Here is a 15,245-nt window from a genome sequence, read left to right as displayed (position 1 = left end):
CCCCGGAACGGGGATTGACGGCGCGTCGGAAAAGGGATGCGATGATCCCGCACACGCCCGTGCGTACACCGAGCGACCGCGTGCGTGCGCCGAGCGGCCGCGCCCGGAAGGCTCCGGGCCCGGCCGCCCGCCCAGTCGCGCCGACCCGGGGGAGTCCCGCCGATGCCCAGCACCACCGCCCACGTCGCCCGCCCCGCGCTCGTCCGCGGACCGCACACCGTCGACGCCGCCCGGATCCGCGCGGACATCCTCGCCCGCAACCCCGACCACCCGCAGTACGACGCGATCGGCATGGCGCTCGACAACCTGCCCGGCACCCGCCGCTACCTCGCCCCCTACGAGGAGATCACCGCCGCCCGCGACACCGCCCACCGCAAGGACGCCACCTTCGACACCGTCCGCGCCGCCGCCCGGCAAGCCGCCACCGCGGCCCTCGCCGACGCCGACCTCACCCCCGGCGACATCGACTGCGTGATCGTCTCCAGCTCCACCGCCGACAAGGTCCCCGGCCTCGGCACCCACCTGCTCAACGACCTCGGCCTGCGCCCCGGCACCCGGGTCCGCAGCCTCACCCAGGCCGCCTGCGCCGGCGGCGCCCTCGCCCTGATCCTCGCCGAGGAGCACCTCGCCCGGAACCCCGGGCACACCGTCCTCGTCCTGGTCGGCGAGTTCCTCTCCTCCCTCTACCAGGACACCGACCGCACCCTGGAGGACCAGATCTACAAGGCGCTCTGGGGCGACGCCGTCGCCGCCACCCTGGTCGCCGCCCGCCCGCTCGGCAGCGCCCCCGCCCTGCGGATCGACCACACCTGGGAGCACACCCTCCCGCACACCGTCGCGCGCTACCGCAAGTACACCGACGAGCGCGGCGACCACTTCTCCTCCACCCGCGACTCGCTGCGCTCCGTCACCGACCTCGCCCCCGCCCTGCTCGACTGGCTCGACCGCAACGCCGGCGGCCCGCTCGACTTCGGCGTCCTGCACCCCGGCGGCCCCGCCATCCTCACCCGGCTGGCCAAGGCCCTCGGCGTCGACGCGGATTTCGTCCGGCACTCCCGCGACGTCCTGCACGAGGAGGGCAACCTCGGCGGCGCCACCGTCTTCTCCGTCCTCGACCGCACCCACCGCATCCCGCCCCGCCCCGGCGACCGCGGCCTCCTCCTCGGCCTCGGCCCCGGCGTCACCGCCGCCGCCCTGCTGGTGACCTGGACCTGAACCGGCCCCGGCACCCGGCCGGGGTGGGCCCTCCGGAGTCGATGACGACCCGCGTCAGGCCGCCGAGGGACGGATCGCGGAGCCGGGCCGGGGTCCGCAGGCCGCGCTCCAGGAGTTCGGGATCGCCGGCGGCGGCGCCGTACTGGATGCCGGACACCGCGTCCAGGGCCGCCAGCACCGTCAGGTACTCCAGCTCCGCGGCCGTGAAGGGGCGCCGGTAGCCGTCGGCCGGCGCCGCCAGCAGCTCCGGGCGCCCGGCCCGGGCGGGAGCCCGTTCGGGGACGGCTGCCCGCGCGAGGTCCGGGGCGGCGCGGACGGGGAGGTCGCGCGGGGCGCAGCCGTCGTCCGATTCATCCGTTCGACCGATGGTGGCTCGAACGAGATTTCGGCCGACCCGGGGGTCCGGTCGACGCCCGGCCCGTGGGCGGCGTCCCGGGCGCCCCGGCCGCGGACCCGGCCCGGACCGGCGTCAACCCCCGTACGCGGCGCGCCGATAACGGTTGGACGACCGGCCGCCCCCGGCCGGAGACTGTGTCCGGTGACGACCCAGACGGACCCCGCTCCGGAGCTGCAGCACCCCGGCACCTCGACGGACCTGCCCGCCCTGCGGCGGCAGCTGGCGGTGCTGCACGGCGGGAAGGTGACCTCGGTGCACGTCCCCAGCGAGAGCCGGGGCCGGTTCGCGCTGCTGCTCGCCCTGACGCACCGCCGGTCGAACGGCAGGAACGGGCTCGCCTACCGCTGGCTGACCGTCGGCGGCCCCGACTGGCGGCTGGAGCGCACCGGCCCCGGCGGCCCCGTGCCGGCCGCCGCCTCCGGCGACGCGCTCCCGCGCCTGGTCGCCGACCTGCGGGTGCTGGTCGGCCGGGAGATCACCGACGTCCGGATCACCGAACCCGGCTGGGGCACCCGGATCGAGTTCGGCGACCACCGGCTGAGCGTCTTCCCCGCCGCCCTCCCTGCCCCGGACGCCGTTCCCGGCTGGGGGCTGCGGCTGCCCTCCGGCGGCCGGCTGGTGGTCGGCCCCGGCGCCCGCTGGGAAGCACGCGGATGAGCACCGCCGCCCCCGACCGCCCCCGGCGGGTCGAACGCGCCCCGGGCGGCCCCGTCGGCCCGGAGCCCGTCGGCCCCGAGGAGCGGTGACCGCCCGATGCTGCCGTACGTGTACCGCGTCACCAAGTACGACCCCGCCGACCGCGACGAGCGCGGCCACTACACCGGCGCCGAGGACATCGACAGCGACCACGGCCCGGTCGAGGCCGCGTACCTCGCCGCCGTCGCCGCGTTCGCCGCGGACTCCGGGGTGGGCGTGCTGGAGGTCCGGGAGCCGTCGCTGCCCTCGGGGCTGGTCCACTTCGGGATCGAACCGCCTTACGGGGACGACGAGTTGGACGCGCTGCTGCCCGGCGGCCGGGACGGGCTGCACGACGGGCTGCGGGTGGGCGTACCGCTCGCGCAGGAGCTGGTGCGGGCGATGCTGCGCGACAGCGGGTTCTGGGGCCGGCTGGAGTGCGAGGACCGGTTCGCCGCGCACGTCGGCTACGACCAGTACCTGTACGTCGGCAGCCGCCTGCCGTGCGAGCGGGCCGTCGCCGCCACCCACGCCTCCGGGCTGTTCGCCGAACGGATCGACGCCTCCCCGTACGATCCCGAACCCGAGCCGCACGAGGTAGAACCGCGCCCCGCCGACCGGGAGTTCTGGGCGCGGCTGCGCCGGTGCGTGGAGCAGGGCGGGGCCGCGCTGCTGGAGGAGCACACCGCCACCACCCGCTGGCACCGGCTCACCCCCGCCAACCTCGACGCCGTCCGGGCCGGCCTCGCCCCGCGCGCCTGGCTCTCGGTGCGGCCCGACGTCCTCGGCGACCCCGGCGCGGTGGCCGCGCGGCTGGCCGCGCTGACCGAGGAGGACGACACCTTCGAACTGGTCGTCGAGCACGCGGACGGCCGGATCACCGGCGGCATCCACGAATCCGGCGGCCCTGCCCCCGACCTCTCGGCCGCCCGGGGCGCCGTGCTGCTGTCGATCTACGTGGGCGAGGACCTCCCGCTGTTCACCGCCGCCCGCCCCGACCCGGACGGCGTCCTGCGCCTGCGCTGGGCCCCCGACCCGGCTCCCGGCGACGTCCGGTGGGCCCGGCTGCGGGAGCTGCGGGTCGGCGCGCCGGTCACCGTCGTGGCCGGCCCGGACGGCACGGCCGGACTGGACGGACTGGACGGACTGGACGGCCTGCCGGTCGGGTTGCGCGGCGGTGATCCGGCCCCGGGGCAGCGGGTGGCGGGCCGGATCACCGCGGTCGACCTGGTGCGCGAACGCGTCGAGGTCACCGCTACAGGGTGGTGAAGTACCCGCCGAGCAGCCGGGCGTCCGCGCTCTCCGGGTCCAGTTCGCCGTGCTCGGCGAGGATCCGTCCGGCGTACGCCTCGGCGTCGTCCTGCGGTTCGTAGCCGAGCGCCCGGGCCGGGCCGAGGTCCCACCAGGCGCGGGTGTTGGCGCTGATCGCGTTGACCACGGTGTGGCCGACGCCGGGCGCGGTGAGGGCGGCGTGCACCAGGCGGGCGCAGTCGCCGGGGCTGAGCCAGGTGGAGAGCATCCGGGGCGAGCGCGGTTCGGGGAAGCAGGAGCCGATCCGCAGCGAGACCGTCTCGATCCCGTACTTGTCGGCGTACAGCGAGGCCAGCGACTCGCCGAACACCTTGGACAGGCCGTAGTAGGTGTCCGGCCGGGGCGGGACGTCGGCGCGCACCGGCAGTTCGCCGTGCAGAGGGGTGAAGCCCACCGCGTGGTTCGAACTGGCGAACACCACCCGGCGCACGCCCTCGGCCCGCACCGCCTCGTACAACTGGTACGTGCCCTCGATGTTGCTGTGCGCGATGTTGGCGAAGGTGTCCTCCAGCGCGATCCCGCCGAGGTGGACGACGGCGTCCACGCCGCGCACCGCGGCCCGGACGGCGTCGGCGTCGGCCAGGTCGAAGGCCAGCGCGTCCGGCGCGTCCGCGACGGGCTTCAGGTCGGCCAGCCGCAGCCGGTGGCCGTACGGGGGCAGCAGCTCGCGCAGCATGGTGCCGACGCCGCCGGCCGCACCGGTGAGCAGAACGAGTGTCACGACACCTCCAGGGTGTGGGACTTGATGTAGTCGAGGTCGAAATCGTCGCCCAGGCCCGGGCGTTCGGGGAAGACCACCACGCCGCGTCCGTCGATCGCGTCGACCGCCGAGTTCAGGTGCGGCGGCAGCAGGTCGAAGTCCACCAGCGGGTGCAGCAGGCCGCGTTCGTACCAGCGGCTGTGCGTGCTGGCGCCGAGCAGGGCGAGGTTGCCGGAGCCGTTGCCGTGCACCTCGCAGTCCAGGTTGAACGCTTCGGCCAGGTGCAGGGTGCGCACCGCCGGGGTGATGCCGCCGACGTCGGTGGTGCCGGTGCGCAGGATGTCGCAGGCGCCGGAGGCCGCCCACTCGGCGCGGGTGAAGTTCTTGCCCCAGGAGGTCTCCGGGCCGATCACCGGAATGTCCAACTGCTCGGCCAGCCACCGGTAGGAGGACACCGACGCCTCCTCCATGGGCTCCTCCAGCCAGGAGAAGCCCAGCTCCTGCAGCGCCCGGCCGAGCCGCAGCGCCTGGGTGCGCGAGTACCAGTGGTTGGCGTCCAGCATCAGTTCGACGTCCGGGCCGACCGCCGCGCGCACCGCCGTGCAGGCCGCGACGTCGAGCGCCACGCTCGGCGCGCCCGCCACCGGCGGCATCCAGGTGTGCAGCTTGATCGCCCGGTAGCCCTGCTCGACCAGCCGCACCGCGAAGGCCGCGTAGTCCGCCGGGGTGGCCAGCCCGCCGGGCATCTCGTCGCCGCACATGGTGGAGGCGTACGCGGGGGCCTCCCGGCGGGCGCCGCCGAGCAGCCGCCACACCGGCTGGCCCAGCCGGTGGCCCGCCAGGTCCCACAGCGCCAGGTCGACGAAGCACAGCGCCCGGTCGGTCAGGCCGCCGCCCGCGCCGCGCTGGCGCCGGGCCAGCGCGGTCCACAGCCGCTCGCGCTCCAGCGCCTCCTGCCCGAGCAGCGCGGGCCGGACGTACTTCTCCAGCACGTGCGGGCGCAGGTGGTCGGGCTGCACCAGCACCCGCCCGGCGACGCCGTCGGCGTCGGTGACGGTCAGCAGGGCCTCGCGGACCCGGTGCGGCTCGGCGGGGTGCCGGTGGCCGTGCGGGTCGACGGCGGTGCGGGCGAGGGTGGTGAAGAAGGTCACCTCGACCGATTCGACGGCTGCCACCCCCGTCAGCCGTTCTTCGCCCGGTAGTCGGCCTGCGCCTTGGTCAGCGCCCCGGCCACCGACGCGGCGAAGTCCGCCGGGGACATCTGGCCCAGCAGCACCTTCTGGAAGTTCGGCTCCGCCTCGGTCTTGGTGATCTTCGAGTACTGCGGAAGGTAGACCGGCGGCTGCACCAGCTTCCCGCTGTTCAGCGCGTCCCCGGCCTGCTTGGTGATGCCCGACCTGACGTACCAGTCGTCCGCGTAGGCCGCGGTGTTGGCGGGGATCTGCCCGGCGTTCTCGTTCCAGTACGAGTTCGACGCGTGCGAGTCCAGGTACTCCAGGAAGGTCCAGGCAGCGTCCTGGTGCTTGGAGTTCTTGAACACCCCGAAGCCGTCGACCGGGTTGGCCAGCGTCGCGGTGCCGTCCGGCCCGGCCGGGAGCAGCATGCCGGCCGCCTTGTCGCCGAGCGCGGACTTCACGTCCTTGGTGGAGCCCAGGTTGTGGTGCACCATCATCACCTGGCCGGCCTGGAACTGGGCGAGCATCTGCGGGTAGGCGTTGGAGACGTCGGCCTCCGGGGTGGTGTTCCTGTACTGGGCGGCGATCTTCGCGATCAGTTCGACGTTCCTCGGGTCGTCGACGGTGGACTTCCCGTCCGCGTCGAACACGCCGGTGATCCCGGAGTAGGCGTACGCCTCGGCGAGCACCTGGAAGCCGGAGCCCGCGCCGCCGCGGATGGTGAAGCCGTACTGGTTCGCCGGCTTGTCGGTGAGCTTCGCCGCGGCGGCGAACAGCTCGTCCCAGGTCTTCGGGACCGCGATCCCGGCCGCCTCGAACTTGTCCGCCCGGTACCAGATCACGTCCTGGTTGCCGGAGGACGGCAGCTGGTACAGGCCCTTGCCGCCGGCCGCGGCCCTCGACGTCTCCAGCATCGCCGCCGACAGCTCCCCCTTCAGCGGACTGCCCGCCAGCCGGTCGTCGAGCGGGACGAGCGCCTTCTGCGCGGTGAGCGAGGCCAGCAGGGCGGTGGTGACGCCGCCGACGTCGGGGGTGGAGTGCGCGGCGATCGCGGTGTTGTACTTCTCGGCGACCTCGGAGCTGGTCACCCCGACGTACTTGACCTCGATCTCCGGGTGCTCCTTCTCGAACCCGTCGATCAGGTGCTGGAACAGCGGGGTGCGGGCCGGGCCGGCGTTGTTGTCCCAGAAGGTGATCACCGTCTTCTTCGCGGAGTCACCGGAGGAGCCGCCCGAGGAGCAGGCGGAACAGGCGGTCAGCAGGCCGAGCGCGGTGAGGGCCGCGGCGGCGCTGCGCAGGGGACGGGCCATGGGTGGGGAGTCCTGTCTGTGACGGGGGCGGGAGGGAGCCCGGGGTCGGGGAACGCGCGGGGAACTCGCGGGACGGGGAGCGCGGGGTCGGGGAACTCGCGGGACGGGCGGCGCTCAGCCCTTGACGGCGCCGGCGCTCAGGCCCTGGACCAGGTACTTCTGCACGAAGGCGAACACCAGCACCACCGGCACCGCGGCGACCACGCCGCCCGCGGCCAGCGCGCCGAAGTCCACGGTGTTCTCGCCGATGGTGGTCTGCAGCCCCACCGGGACGGTCTGCAGCTCCGGGTCGTTGAGGAACATCAGCGCGAACAGGAAGTTGTTCCAGCTGCCGATGAAGGCGAACGAGCCCACCGCGACGATGCCCGGCCGCAGCAGCGGCAGCACCACGGCGAGGAAGGCGCGCAGCCGGCCGCAGCCGTCCACCATCGCCGACTCCTCCAGCTCCACCGGCACGTTCTTCACGAAGCCGCTCATCAGGATCATCGCCAGCGGCAGCTGGAAGACCGTCTCGGCGACCACCAGGCTCCACCGGGTGTCGATCAGGTGCAGCAGCCGGAACACGTTGAACAGCGGGATCAGCATCATCGCGCCCGGCACGAACTGGGTGCACAGCAGCGCCAGCATGAACGCCCGCCGGCCGCGGAAGCGGAACCTGGCCAGCGCGTACCCGCCCATCAGGGCGAAGAAGGTCACCGACACCAGGGTCAGGACGGCGATCAGCACGCTGTTGGTGAAGTAGGTGCGGAAGCCCATGCCGTTCCACACCGTGTCGAAGTGCTCGAAGGTCACCGGCCAGGGCAGCAGCGCGGTGGAGCCGGCCGGGCGCAGCGCGAACAGCAGCATCCAGTAGAACGGGACCAGGGTGAAGACCAGGTACAGGCCCAGCGGCAGGAACAGCCGCAGCACCCGCCCGGTGCCCGCCCGGACGGCGGCGCGCCGGGGGACCCGGGCGGCGGGGCGGCGGGCGGCGGGCAGCGGGGTGGCTTCGGAACTCATCGCCGCACCCCCTCGCCCCGGCCCTCGAAGCGGCTGAGCCGCAGGTACAGCACCGAGCAGAACAGCAGCAGCACGAAGGCCGCCGCGGTGAGCGCCGAGCCGTAGCCGAAGTCGTAGGACTTGCGGGCCAGTTGGGCCACGTACAGCGGCAGGCCGGTGGTCGCCCCGGCCGGGCCGCCGTTGGTCAGGGTGTACAGCAGGTCGACGTTGTTGAACTCCCACACCGCGCGCAGCAGGGTGGCCAGCACGATGGCGTCCCGCAGGTGGGGGAGCGTCACGTGCCAGAAGCTGCGCAGCCGGCCCGCGCCGTCGATCGACGCCGCCTCGTACAGGTCCTTCGGGACGGACTGCAGGTCGGCGAGGACCAGGATGGCGAAGAACGGGACGCCGCGCCAGAGTTCGGCCACCACCACGGCCGGGAACACGGTGCCCGGGTCGCCCAGCACCGAGGTCGCCGGGTCGCCGAGGCCGAGTGCGGACAGCTGGTGGAAGACCCCGGTGGCCGGGTTGTACAGCAGCAGCCAGATCCCGGTGGTCAGCACCCCGGACACCGCCCAGGGCGAGAACACCAGCGCCCGGGCCACTGCCCGGCCGACGAAGGTCTCGTTCACGATCAGGGCCAGGGCCAGGCCCAGCAGCAGTTGCAGGCCCACCTCGGCGGCCACCCACTTCGCCGAGAACAGCAGGCTGTGCCAGAACTGCTGGTCGCCCAGCATCCGGGAGAAGTTGTCCAGCCCGACGAAGGCGTCGTCGTACGGCTCGTTCACCACCCGGTGCTGCAGTGCGTAGTAGCCGACGCTGCCGAGCGGGACCAGCAGGAAACCCACCAGCAGCAGCGCGGTCGGAGCGATCAGGGCGTACGGGGTGAGTGCCCGGCGGACGCGGGCTCCGTACGGACCGGCGAGCGTCACGGGGAGCTCACCTCCTCTACATTCGTGGACGCCGTTCACATGTGTGGACACCCTAGGGAGGGTGTGATGGGCCGTCAACCCTCTTCGCACGCAAGGATTTTGATTCTTCGTTCATGGATGTGTACTGCAATCAGAATGATGTATAACGCTGCTGTGGTGCCGCAGCAGCGCCCCTCCCGCCGTCCCGACAGGAGACCCCCGTGCCCGACACGCCCGACCGCCTGCGCAGCCGCCTCGACGGCCTGCTGTTCTTCCCCGTCACCGCCTTCGCCCCCGACGGCCGCCTCGACCTCGCCGCCTTCCGCGCCCACGTCCGGGCCCGCCTCGACGCCGGCGCCGGCGCCGTGTTCGCCGCCTGCGGCACCGGCGAGTACCACGCCCTCGACCTCGACGAGTACCGGGCCGTGGTCGCCGCCGCCGTCGAGGAGACCGCCGGCGCCGTCCCCGTGGTCGCCGGCGTCGGCCACGGCACCGCCCTCGCCCTGGAGTTCCTGCGCCGCGCCGAGGAGGCCGGCGCCGACGGCGTCCTCGCCCTGCCGCCCTACCTGGTCAAGCCCTCCCAGCAGGGCCTGCTCCGGCACTACACCGACCTCGCCCGGGCCACCCGGCTCGGCGTCATCGTCTACGCCCGCGACAACGCCGTCCTCGAACCCGACACCGTCGCCGCCCTCGCCGCCCTCGACAACGTCATCGGGTTCAAGGACGGCATCGGCGACCTCGACCTGCTGCAACGCGTCATCAGCGCCGTCCGCACCACCCACCCCGGCCTGGACTTCCGCTACTTCAACGGCCTGCCCACCGCCGAACTCACCGGCCTCGCCTACCGCGGCCTCGGCGTCACCCTCTACTCCTCCGCCGTCTTCTGCTTCGCCCCCGACCTCGCCCTCGCCTTCCACCGGGCCGTCAACGGCGGCGACGACGCCCTCGCCCACCGCCTGCTCGACGGCTTCTTCCGCCCGCTGGTCGAACTGCGCAACCAGGGCCGCGGCTACGCCGTCTCGCTGGTCAAGGCCGGTGTCCGGCTCGACGGCCTCGACGTCGGCACCGTCCGCGCCCCGCTCGCCGAACCCGCCCCCGCCCACGTCGAAGCCCTCGCCGAACTGGTCGCCCACGGCCGCACCCTGCTCTGACCCGCCCGCCCGGTGTCCGGCCGGCGCACCACCGGCCGGGTGCCCCGCCCGCCAGGAGACCCCGTGCGCGCCAGCGCCTTCCTCTACCCGTGGGACGTCACCGGCGACCCCGCCGCCCCCGAGCGGCTCGCCGCACTCGGCCTGCACGGCACCACCCTCGCCGCCGCCTACCACTCCACCCGCGCCCTGACCCCCCGCCACCCCGCCCGGCGGATCGTCACCGCCCCGCACTTCGCCGCCTACTACCCGCCCGACCCCGCCCGCTGGCGCGGCCGCGCGCTGCGCCCCGCCGCCCAGCACTGGCTGGACGGCGCCGACCCGTTCGGCGAGGCCGCCACCGCCCTCACCGCCGCCGGGCTCGACGTGCACAGCTGGGTGGTGCTCGCCCACAACTCCCGCCTGGGACGCGAGAACCCGCACCGCACCGTGCACAACGCCTACGGCGAGTCCTACCCCTGGGCGCCGTGCATCGCCCAGGACGAGGTCGTCGAGTACTGCGCCGACCTCGCCGCCGAGGCCGCCGTCCGGCCCGGCGCCACCGGCACCGAACTGGAGTCCTGCGGCTGGTACGGGCTCGCGCACCTGCACGCCCACGACAAGATCGGCGGCGTTCCGCTCGGCCCCGCCGGGCAGTTCCTGATGTCGCTGTGCTTCTGCCCCGCCTGCCGCGCCGGCTACGGCCCCGACGCCGACGCCCTGCGCGCGGCGACCCGGGCCGCCCTGGAACCGCTGTGGCGCGGCGCGCCCGAAACGGCGGGGCCCGGAACGGCGGGGCCCGAAACCGATCCGGCGCAGGAGTGGGAGCGGGTCGAGCGGCTGCTGGGCGCCGACCTGGCCGCCGTCGCCCGGACCCACCGGCTGGCCGCCGCCCGCCGGCTGCAGGCCGCCGCGGTCGCCGCCGTCCGGGCCGCCGCCCCGCCCGGCTTCCGGATCCTGCTGCACGCCGACCCGCTCCCGCACCGCAGCGGCCCCAACCCCGGCGTCGAGGCCGACTGGCTGCTGGCCCGCACCGACGGCCTGGTCCTGCCGTCCCACCTGCTGCCGCTCGCCGCCCCGCACCGCCGCCCGGGCACCGTGCTGGCCGCCAACCTCCCGGTGGTCGCCGCGCTCGGCGGCGGCCCGCCGCGGGACGTCCAGGACGCCGACGAACTGCGCCTGTACCACGCCGGGTTGGCCTCCGACGCCGACCTGGCCGCCGTCCGCTCCTACTTGAACAGCCATGCCAACCAGCCTTCTTGACGCTCACTCGGATACCCCGGAGGGAACGGGCGAGGGCCCCGGCGGAAGGAGTTCCGCCGGGGCCCTCGCGGTGCGCGGCCGCGCCGCGGGGGCTCAGAGCCGGCCGGCGCCCGCGCCCGCGGTGACCTTCGCCGGGACGGTGTTCGCCGCGTCCACCCCGGTGCGCAGGGTGGGCGTCCAACCCGCCGAAGTGCCCAGCTGCTTGCCGGGGTTGGCGGCGTTCCAGGCGGCGGTCAGGTCGGTGGCGGTGCCGTTGACGGAGTTGCCGCTCGCGGTCAGCGCGGTGCCGCCCCAGTTGTAGAGCACCTGGGCGGCGGTGATGCCGGAGGGCAGCGCGAAGTAGTTGTTCTGCGCCACGATCTGCGAGGACTTGCCGACCCCGATGCCGTACTCGTAGTCCCCGGCGGTCGGCGCGTAGTAGTTGTTGTAGGCGTCCACCTGCCCGAAGCGGACCCGGGGCGCGCGCTGCACGGTGTTCTGCCACAGGTTGTGGTGGAAGGTCACCCGCAGGTGGCCCGCGTCGGTGGCGGAGGCGCTGTCGCTGTTGCCGATCAGGTTGGTCTTGTCGTGGTCCCGGAACACGTTCCAGGAGGCGGTGACGTAGTCCGCGCCCTTGACCACGTCCAGCAGCCCGTCGTGGACCTCGTAGACCCGGCCGAAGTACTTCGGCAGGCTGGAGTCCGGCACGGCCCCGTCGGAGAAGGTGTCGTGGTCCACCCAGACGTGGGTGGCGCCGTAGACGGTCATCGCGTCGTACTCGGAGTTCCAGTTGCCGGTCGAGCCGTCGGTCGGGTCCCACTGCGGGAAGCAGTCGGCGGCGTTCTCGAAGGACAGGTTGCGGACGATCACGTTGTCCACGTTCTTCACCACCAGCCCGCCGCCGCGCAGCGTGCCGCCGTTGACGCCGACGACGGTGGTGTTCGCGCCGACGTTGATCTGCACCTTGTCGGCCTGCTTCTTCTGCGAGGCGGCGCGGGCGTCCTCCTGGGCCCCCGAGGGCACCGCCGAGGTGCCCCAGGTCTTCGGGTCGTAGGCCGCCAGGTACGCGGGCAGCGAGTAGCCGTTCACGGCGTACGCCGAGCAGTTCAGGTGCTTGCCGGAGTCGTCGGTGTTGAGGTCGATGACGCCCGAGACGTAGACGATCTTCGGGGTGGCGTTCGAGCCGTTGCCGGAGTTCTTGCCGCCCAGCGCCGCCACCAGCTGGGCCCGGGTGGAGACGGTGAAGGTGTGCGCGGCGTCCGCCTTCGACCCGCCGGTGGTGCCGGTGGTGGCGGAGGCCCAGCCGTCCTTCGCGGCCAGCACGGAGTGGCCGAGGTCGGCGGCGTGGGCGGGCGGGACGCAGGCGAGCGAGCCGCACAGGGCGGCGGCGGCGAACAGCGGTCCGGCGGTGCGGACGGTGCGGGGCAGACGCATGACGGTGCTCCTCGTCGAGCTGGTCGGGTGGGGTGCATGCGTGCGGTGCGCGGTGCGGTCGGACGACCGTGGTTCACGGACGTGAACGTCGGTCGCATCCGTGTCCGCAACCTAGGGAGCCCCGCGCGGCCCTGTCAAGGCGTCCGGCGCCGGAACGCGACGGCGCCCCGCACGCGGGGTGCGGGGCGCCGAAAGGTACATGACGCCGCGTCAGCGGCGGGCGGGGGCGGGGCTCACAGGTGCCGGGTGGCCAGGGTCAGCCGGTCCCGGGCGTCGAACAGCGCGTCCCGGATGGTCTGCTCGCGGCCCGGCGTCAGCCGCGCCACCGGCACCGACACCGACACCGCGTCCCGGGCCGGGGTGCGGTACGGGATCGCCACCCCGAAGCAGCGCAGCCCCAGCGTGTTCTCCTCCCGGTCCACCGCGTAGCCCCGGGCGCGCACCTCGGCCAGCTCCCGGATCAGCTCCTCCCGGTCGGTGTGGGTGTGCTCGGTCAGCGGCTCCAGCCGCTCCGGCAGCAGCCGCCGCACCGCCTCGTCGCCCAGCGTCGCCAGCAGCGCCTTGCCGTGCGAGGTCGAGTGCGCCGGCAGCCGCCGCCCGATCCGGGTGAACGGCCGCAGGCTGTGCTGGGACTGACGGGTCGCCAGGTACACCACGTTCGCCCCGTCCAGCCGGGCCAGGTGGATGGTCTCCCCGGTGTCCTCCGCCAGCACGTCCAGCGCCGGGCGGGCCGCGGCCACCACCGCGTCCCCGTCGATGTACGAGCTGCCCACCAGCAGCGCCCGCACCCCGATGCCGTACCGGGTGCCGGTCGCGTCCGTCTCCACCCAGCCCAGCTCGGCCAGCGTGCGCAGCAGCATGTACAGGCTCGACTTCGGGTAGCCGGTCTGCTCCTGCACCTCCGCCAGGCTGTGCATCCCGGGCCGCCCCGCGAAGTACTCCAGCAGCTCCACCGTCCGCACGGCGGACTTCACCTGGGCGCCGCCGCTCGGGCCGCCGCTCGGGCCGGGGCCCGGGCCGCCGCCTTGGTCGGCGCCGTCTCGGCCGGTGTCGCCCCGGTGGGTGCCGCCCCGGGCGGCGTTGGTCGGCGAGGGCATCCTTGACCCCATTCTGTCCCGCGGCGTATCGTCCCGCGAAGTTCAAATAGTTGACTGCCGTTCAGCATACTGAACAACTGAGGGTTGACGGGCCGTCCGGCCCCACAGCGGGCCGCACCCCGCCGTGCACCGGACGCTACCCGACCCCGCCACCCCACGAGGAGGCCCGCGCCATGACCGACCGAACCCGAACCGGCGCCCCCGTCCCCAGCACCGACCCGCGCACCGGAGCCGTCCGCGCCCACCCCGCCCGCGAAGCCGGCCCCGCCGACGTCGACCGGGCCGTCACCGCCGCCGCCCGCACCCTCGACGCGCTCGCCGACCGCCCCCGCCGGGCCGCCCTGCTGCACGCCGCCGCCGACGCCCTGGACGCCGCCCGCCCCGAGATCCTGGCCACCGCCGACGCCGAGACCGCCCTCGGCGAAGCCCGCCTCACCGGCGAACTCGCCCGCACCACCCACCAGTTGCGCAGCTTCGCCCGGACCGTCGCGGACGGCGGCTACCTCGAGGTCCGGATCGACCGCGCCGACCCCGCCACCGGCCGCCCCGACCTGCGCCGCACCAAGACCCCGCTCGGCGTCGCCGCCGTCTTCGCCGCCGGCAACTTCCCGCTCGCCTTCAGCGTCCCCGGCGGCGACACCGCCAGCGCCCTCGCCGCCGGCTGCCCCGTCGTGGTCAAGGCCCACCCCGGCCACCCCGAGACCGGCGAACTCTGCGCCCGCCTGCTGCGCGGAGCCGCCGAGCGGGTCGGCCTGCCCGCCGACGTCCTCGGCACCGTCCACGGCTTCGCCGCCGGCACCCACCTCGTCCAGCACCCGCTCACCGCCGCCGTCGGCTTCACCGGCTCGCTGCGCGGCGGCCGCGCCCTGCACGACCTCGCCGCCGCCCGCCCCCGCCCCATCCCCTTCCACGGCGAACTCGGCAGCCTCAACCCCGTCGTCGTCACCGAACGCGCCGCCGCCACCCGCGCCGCCGAGATCGGCACCGGCCTGGCCGCCTCCTACACCCTCGGCCAGGGCCAGTACTGCACCAAACCCGGCCTCGTCCTCGTGCCCGCCGCCCGCCCCGCCCTGGACGCCCTGGAGCGGGCCGCCACCACCGCCGCCGCCCAGGCCCCCGCCGCACCCCTGCTCGACCCGCGCATCCGCGAGAACTACCTCGCCGGCGCCGCCCACCGCGCCGCCCTCCCCGGCGTCGAGGTCCTCCTCGCTCCCGGCCCCGCCCCCACCGCCGACGCCCCGCTCGCCGTCCGCCCCGGCCTGCTCGCCGTCGCCGCCGAGGACCTCCACGACGACCTGCTCGACGAGTGCTTCGGACCGCTCACCGTCCTGGTCCGCTACCACGACGACACCGACCTGCCCGCCGTCCTCGCCCGCCTCCCCGGCACCCTCACCGCCGCCCGCCACCACGCCCCCGACGAACCCCCCGCCCGCACCCTCCCCCTCCTCGCCCGCCTCGCCCCCCTGGCCGGCCGCCTCGTCCTCAACGCCTGGCCCACCGCCACCGCCGTCACCCCCGCCATGCAGCACGGCGGCCCCTACCCCGCCGCCACCACCCCCACCACCTCCGTCGGCACCAGCGCCATCCACCGCTGGCTCCGCCCCGTCACCTACCAGGACGCCCCGCCGGACCTCCTCCCCGCCGAACTCCGCGACTGACCCCGCCCCGGGGCG

The 15,245-nt window shown here is 74.7% G+C and carries 13 protein-coding genes; 6 read left to right on the top strand and 7 right to left on the bottom strand.

All coding sequences use genetic code 11. The features are described from left to right. The first annotated feature begins 162 nt into the window (after positions 1 to 162). From ABD345_RS24725 to ABD345_RS24715, 3 genes are all read left to right on the top strand, one after another. On the top strand, positions 163 to 1,215 hold the full coding sequence (locus ABD345_RS24725) for a 3-oxoacyl-[acyl-carrier-protein] synthase III C-terminal domain-containing protein (protein WP_344554797.1): 1,053 nt from the start codon (positions 163 to 165) through the stop codon (positions 1,213 to 1,215). A 538-nt stretch (positions 1,216 to 1,753) separates the two neighbouring features. Beyond that, a complete protein-coding gene (locus tag ABD345_RS24720) occupies positions 1,754 to 2,269 on the top strand; it encodes a hypothetical protein (RefSeq protein WP_344554796.1) in 516 nt (171 codons plus the stop codon). A 96-nt stretch (positions 2,270 to 2,365) separates the two neighbouring features. Further along, positions 2,366 to 3,556: an RNA-binding protein gene (locus tag ABD345_RS24715; RefSeq protein WP_344554795.1), complete on the top strand. Its 1,191-nt coding sequence runs from the start codon at positions 2,366 to 2,368 to the stop codon at positions 3,554 to 3,556. Here the strand turns inward: ABD345_RS24715 and ABD345_RS24710 are convergent. From ABD345_RS24710 to ABD345_RS24690, 5 genes are all read right to left on the bottom strand, one after another. Then, the gene (locus tag ABD345_RS24710) at positions 3,543 to 4,319 is read right to left on the bottom strand and encodes an NAD-dependent epimerase/dehydratase family protein (RefSeq protein ID WP_344554794.1); all 777 of its coding nucleotides are present in this window, start codon (positions 4,317 to 4,319) and stop codon (positions 3,543 to 3,545) included. The genes ABD345_RS24715 and ABD345_RS24710 overlap by 14 nt on opposite strands. Continuing rightward, entirely contained in the window at positions 4,316 to 5,473 is a 1,158-nt protein-coding gene (locus tag ABD345_RS24705) for an enolase C-terminal domain-like protein (RefSeq protein WP_344554793.1), read from the bottom strand. Before ABD345_RS24705 ends, ABD345_RS24710 begins: the two co-directional genes overlap by 4 nt. A gap of 5 nt (positions 5,474 to 5,478) precedes the next feature. Next, positions 5,479 to 6,783: an ABC transporter substrate-binding protein gene (locus ABD345_RS24700; protein ID WP_344554792.1), complete on the bottom strand. Its 1,305-nt coding sequence runs from the start codon at positions 6,781 to 6,783 to the stop codon at positions 5,479 to 5,481. A gap of 114 nt (positions 6,784 to 6,897) precedes the next feature. Beyond that, complete coding sequence (locus ABD345_RS24695; RefSeq protein WP_344554791.1) at positions 6,898 to 7,782, bottom strand: carbohydrate ABC transporter permease; 885 nt, start codon at positions 7,780 to 7,782, stop codon at positions 6,898 to 6,900. After that, a complete protein-coding gene (locus ABD345_RS24690) occupies positions 7,779 to 8,693 on the bottom strand; it encodes a carbohydrate ABC transporter permease (protein ID WP_344554790.1) in 915 nt (304 codons plus the stop codon). The genes ABD345_RS24695 and ABD345_RS24690 overlap by 4 nt, the downstream gene beginning before the upstream one ends. A 200-nt stretch (positions 8,694 to 8,893) precedes the next feature. Here ABD345_RS24690 and ABD345_RS24685 point away from each other — a divergent pair, with 200 nt between their 5' ends. Beyond that, positions 8,894 to 9,823: a 5-dehydro-4-deoxyglucarate dehydratase gene (locus ABD345_RS24685; protein WP_344554789.1), complete on the top strand. Its 930-nt coding sequence runs from the start codon at positions 8,894 to 8,896 to the stop codon at positions 9,821 to 9,823. A gap of 63 nt (positions 9,824 to 9,886) precedes the next feature. Further along, on the top strand, positions 9,887 to 11,062 hold the full coding sequence (locus ABD345_RS24680) for a hypothetical protein (protein WP_344554788.1): 1,176 nt from the start codon (positions 9,887 to 9,889) through the stop codon (positions 11,060 to 11,062). A 93-nt stretch (positions 11,063 to 11,155) separates the two neighbouring features. Here ABD345_RS24680 and ABD345_RS24675 read toward each other — a convergent pair whose 3' ends face one another. Together ABD345_RS24675 and ABD345_RS24670 are read right to left on the bottom strand one after the other, a co-directional pair. Beyond that, positions 11,156 to 12,475: a pectate lyase family protein gene (locus ABD345_RS24675; protein ID WP_344554787.1), complete on the bottom strand. Its 1,320-nt coding sequence runs from the start codon at positions 12,473 to 12,475 to the stop codon at positions 11,156 to 11,158. 233 nt (positions 12,476 to 12,708) lie between these two features. Then, complete coding sequence (locus tag ABD345_RS24670; protein WP_344554786.1) at positions 12,709 to 13,572, bottom strand: IclR family transcriptional regulator; 864 nt, start codon at positions 13,570 to 13,572, stop codon at positions 12,709 to 12,711. Between the two features lie 173 nt (positions 13,573 to 13,745). Between ABD345_RS24670 and ABD345_RS24665 the strand changes: the two genes are divergently transcribed. Then, entirely contained in the window at positions 13,746 to 15,230 is a 1,485-nt protein-coding gene (locus ABD345_RS24665; RefSeq protein ID WP_344554785.1) for an aldehyde dehydrogenase family protein, read from the top strand. Positions 15,231 to 15,245: the final 15 nt, after the last annotated feature.

Origin of the sequence: Kitasatospora saccharophila, from assembly GCF_039529925.1 — a bacterium.
Taxonomy (GTDB): Bacteria; Actinomycetota; Actinomycetes; order Streptomycetales; family Streptomycetaceae; genus Kitasatospora; species Kitasatospora saccharophila.
Note: the sequence above shows the minus strand (reverse complement) of the source record. Positions and strands in the feature narration are given on the sequence as shown.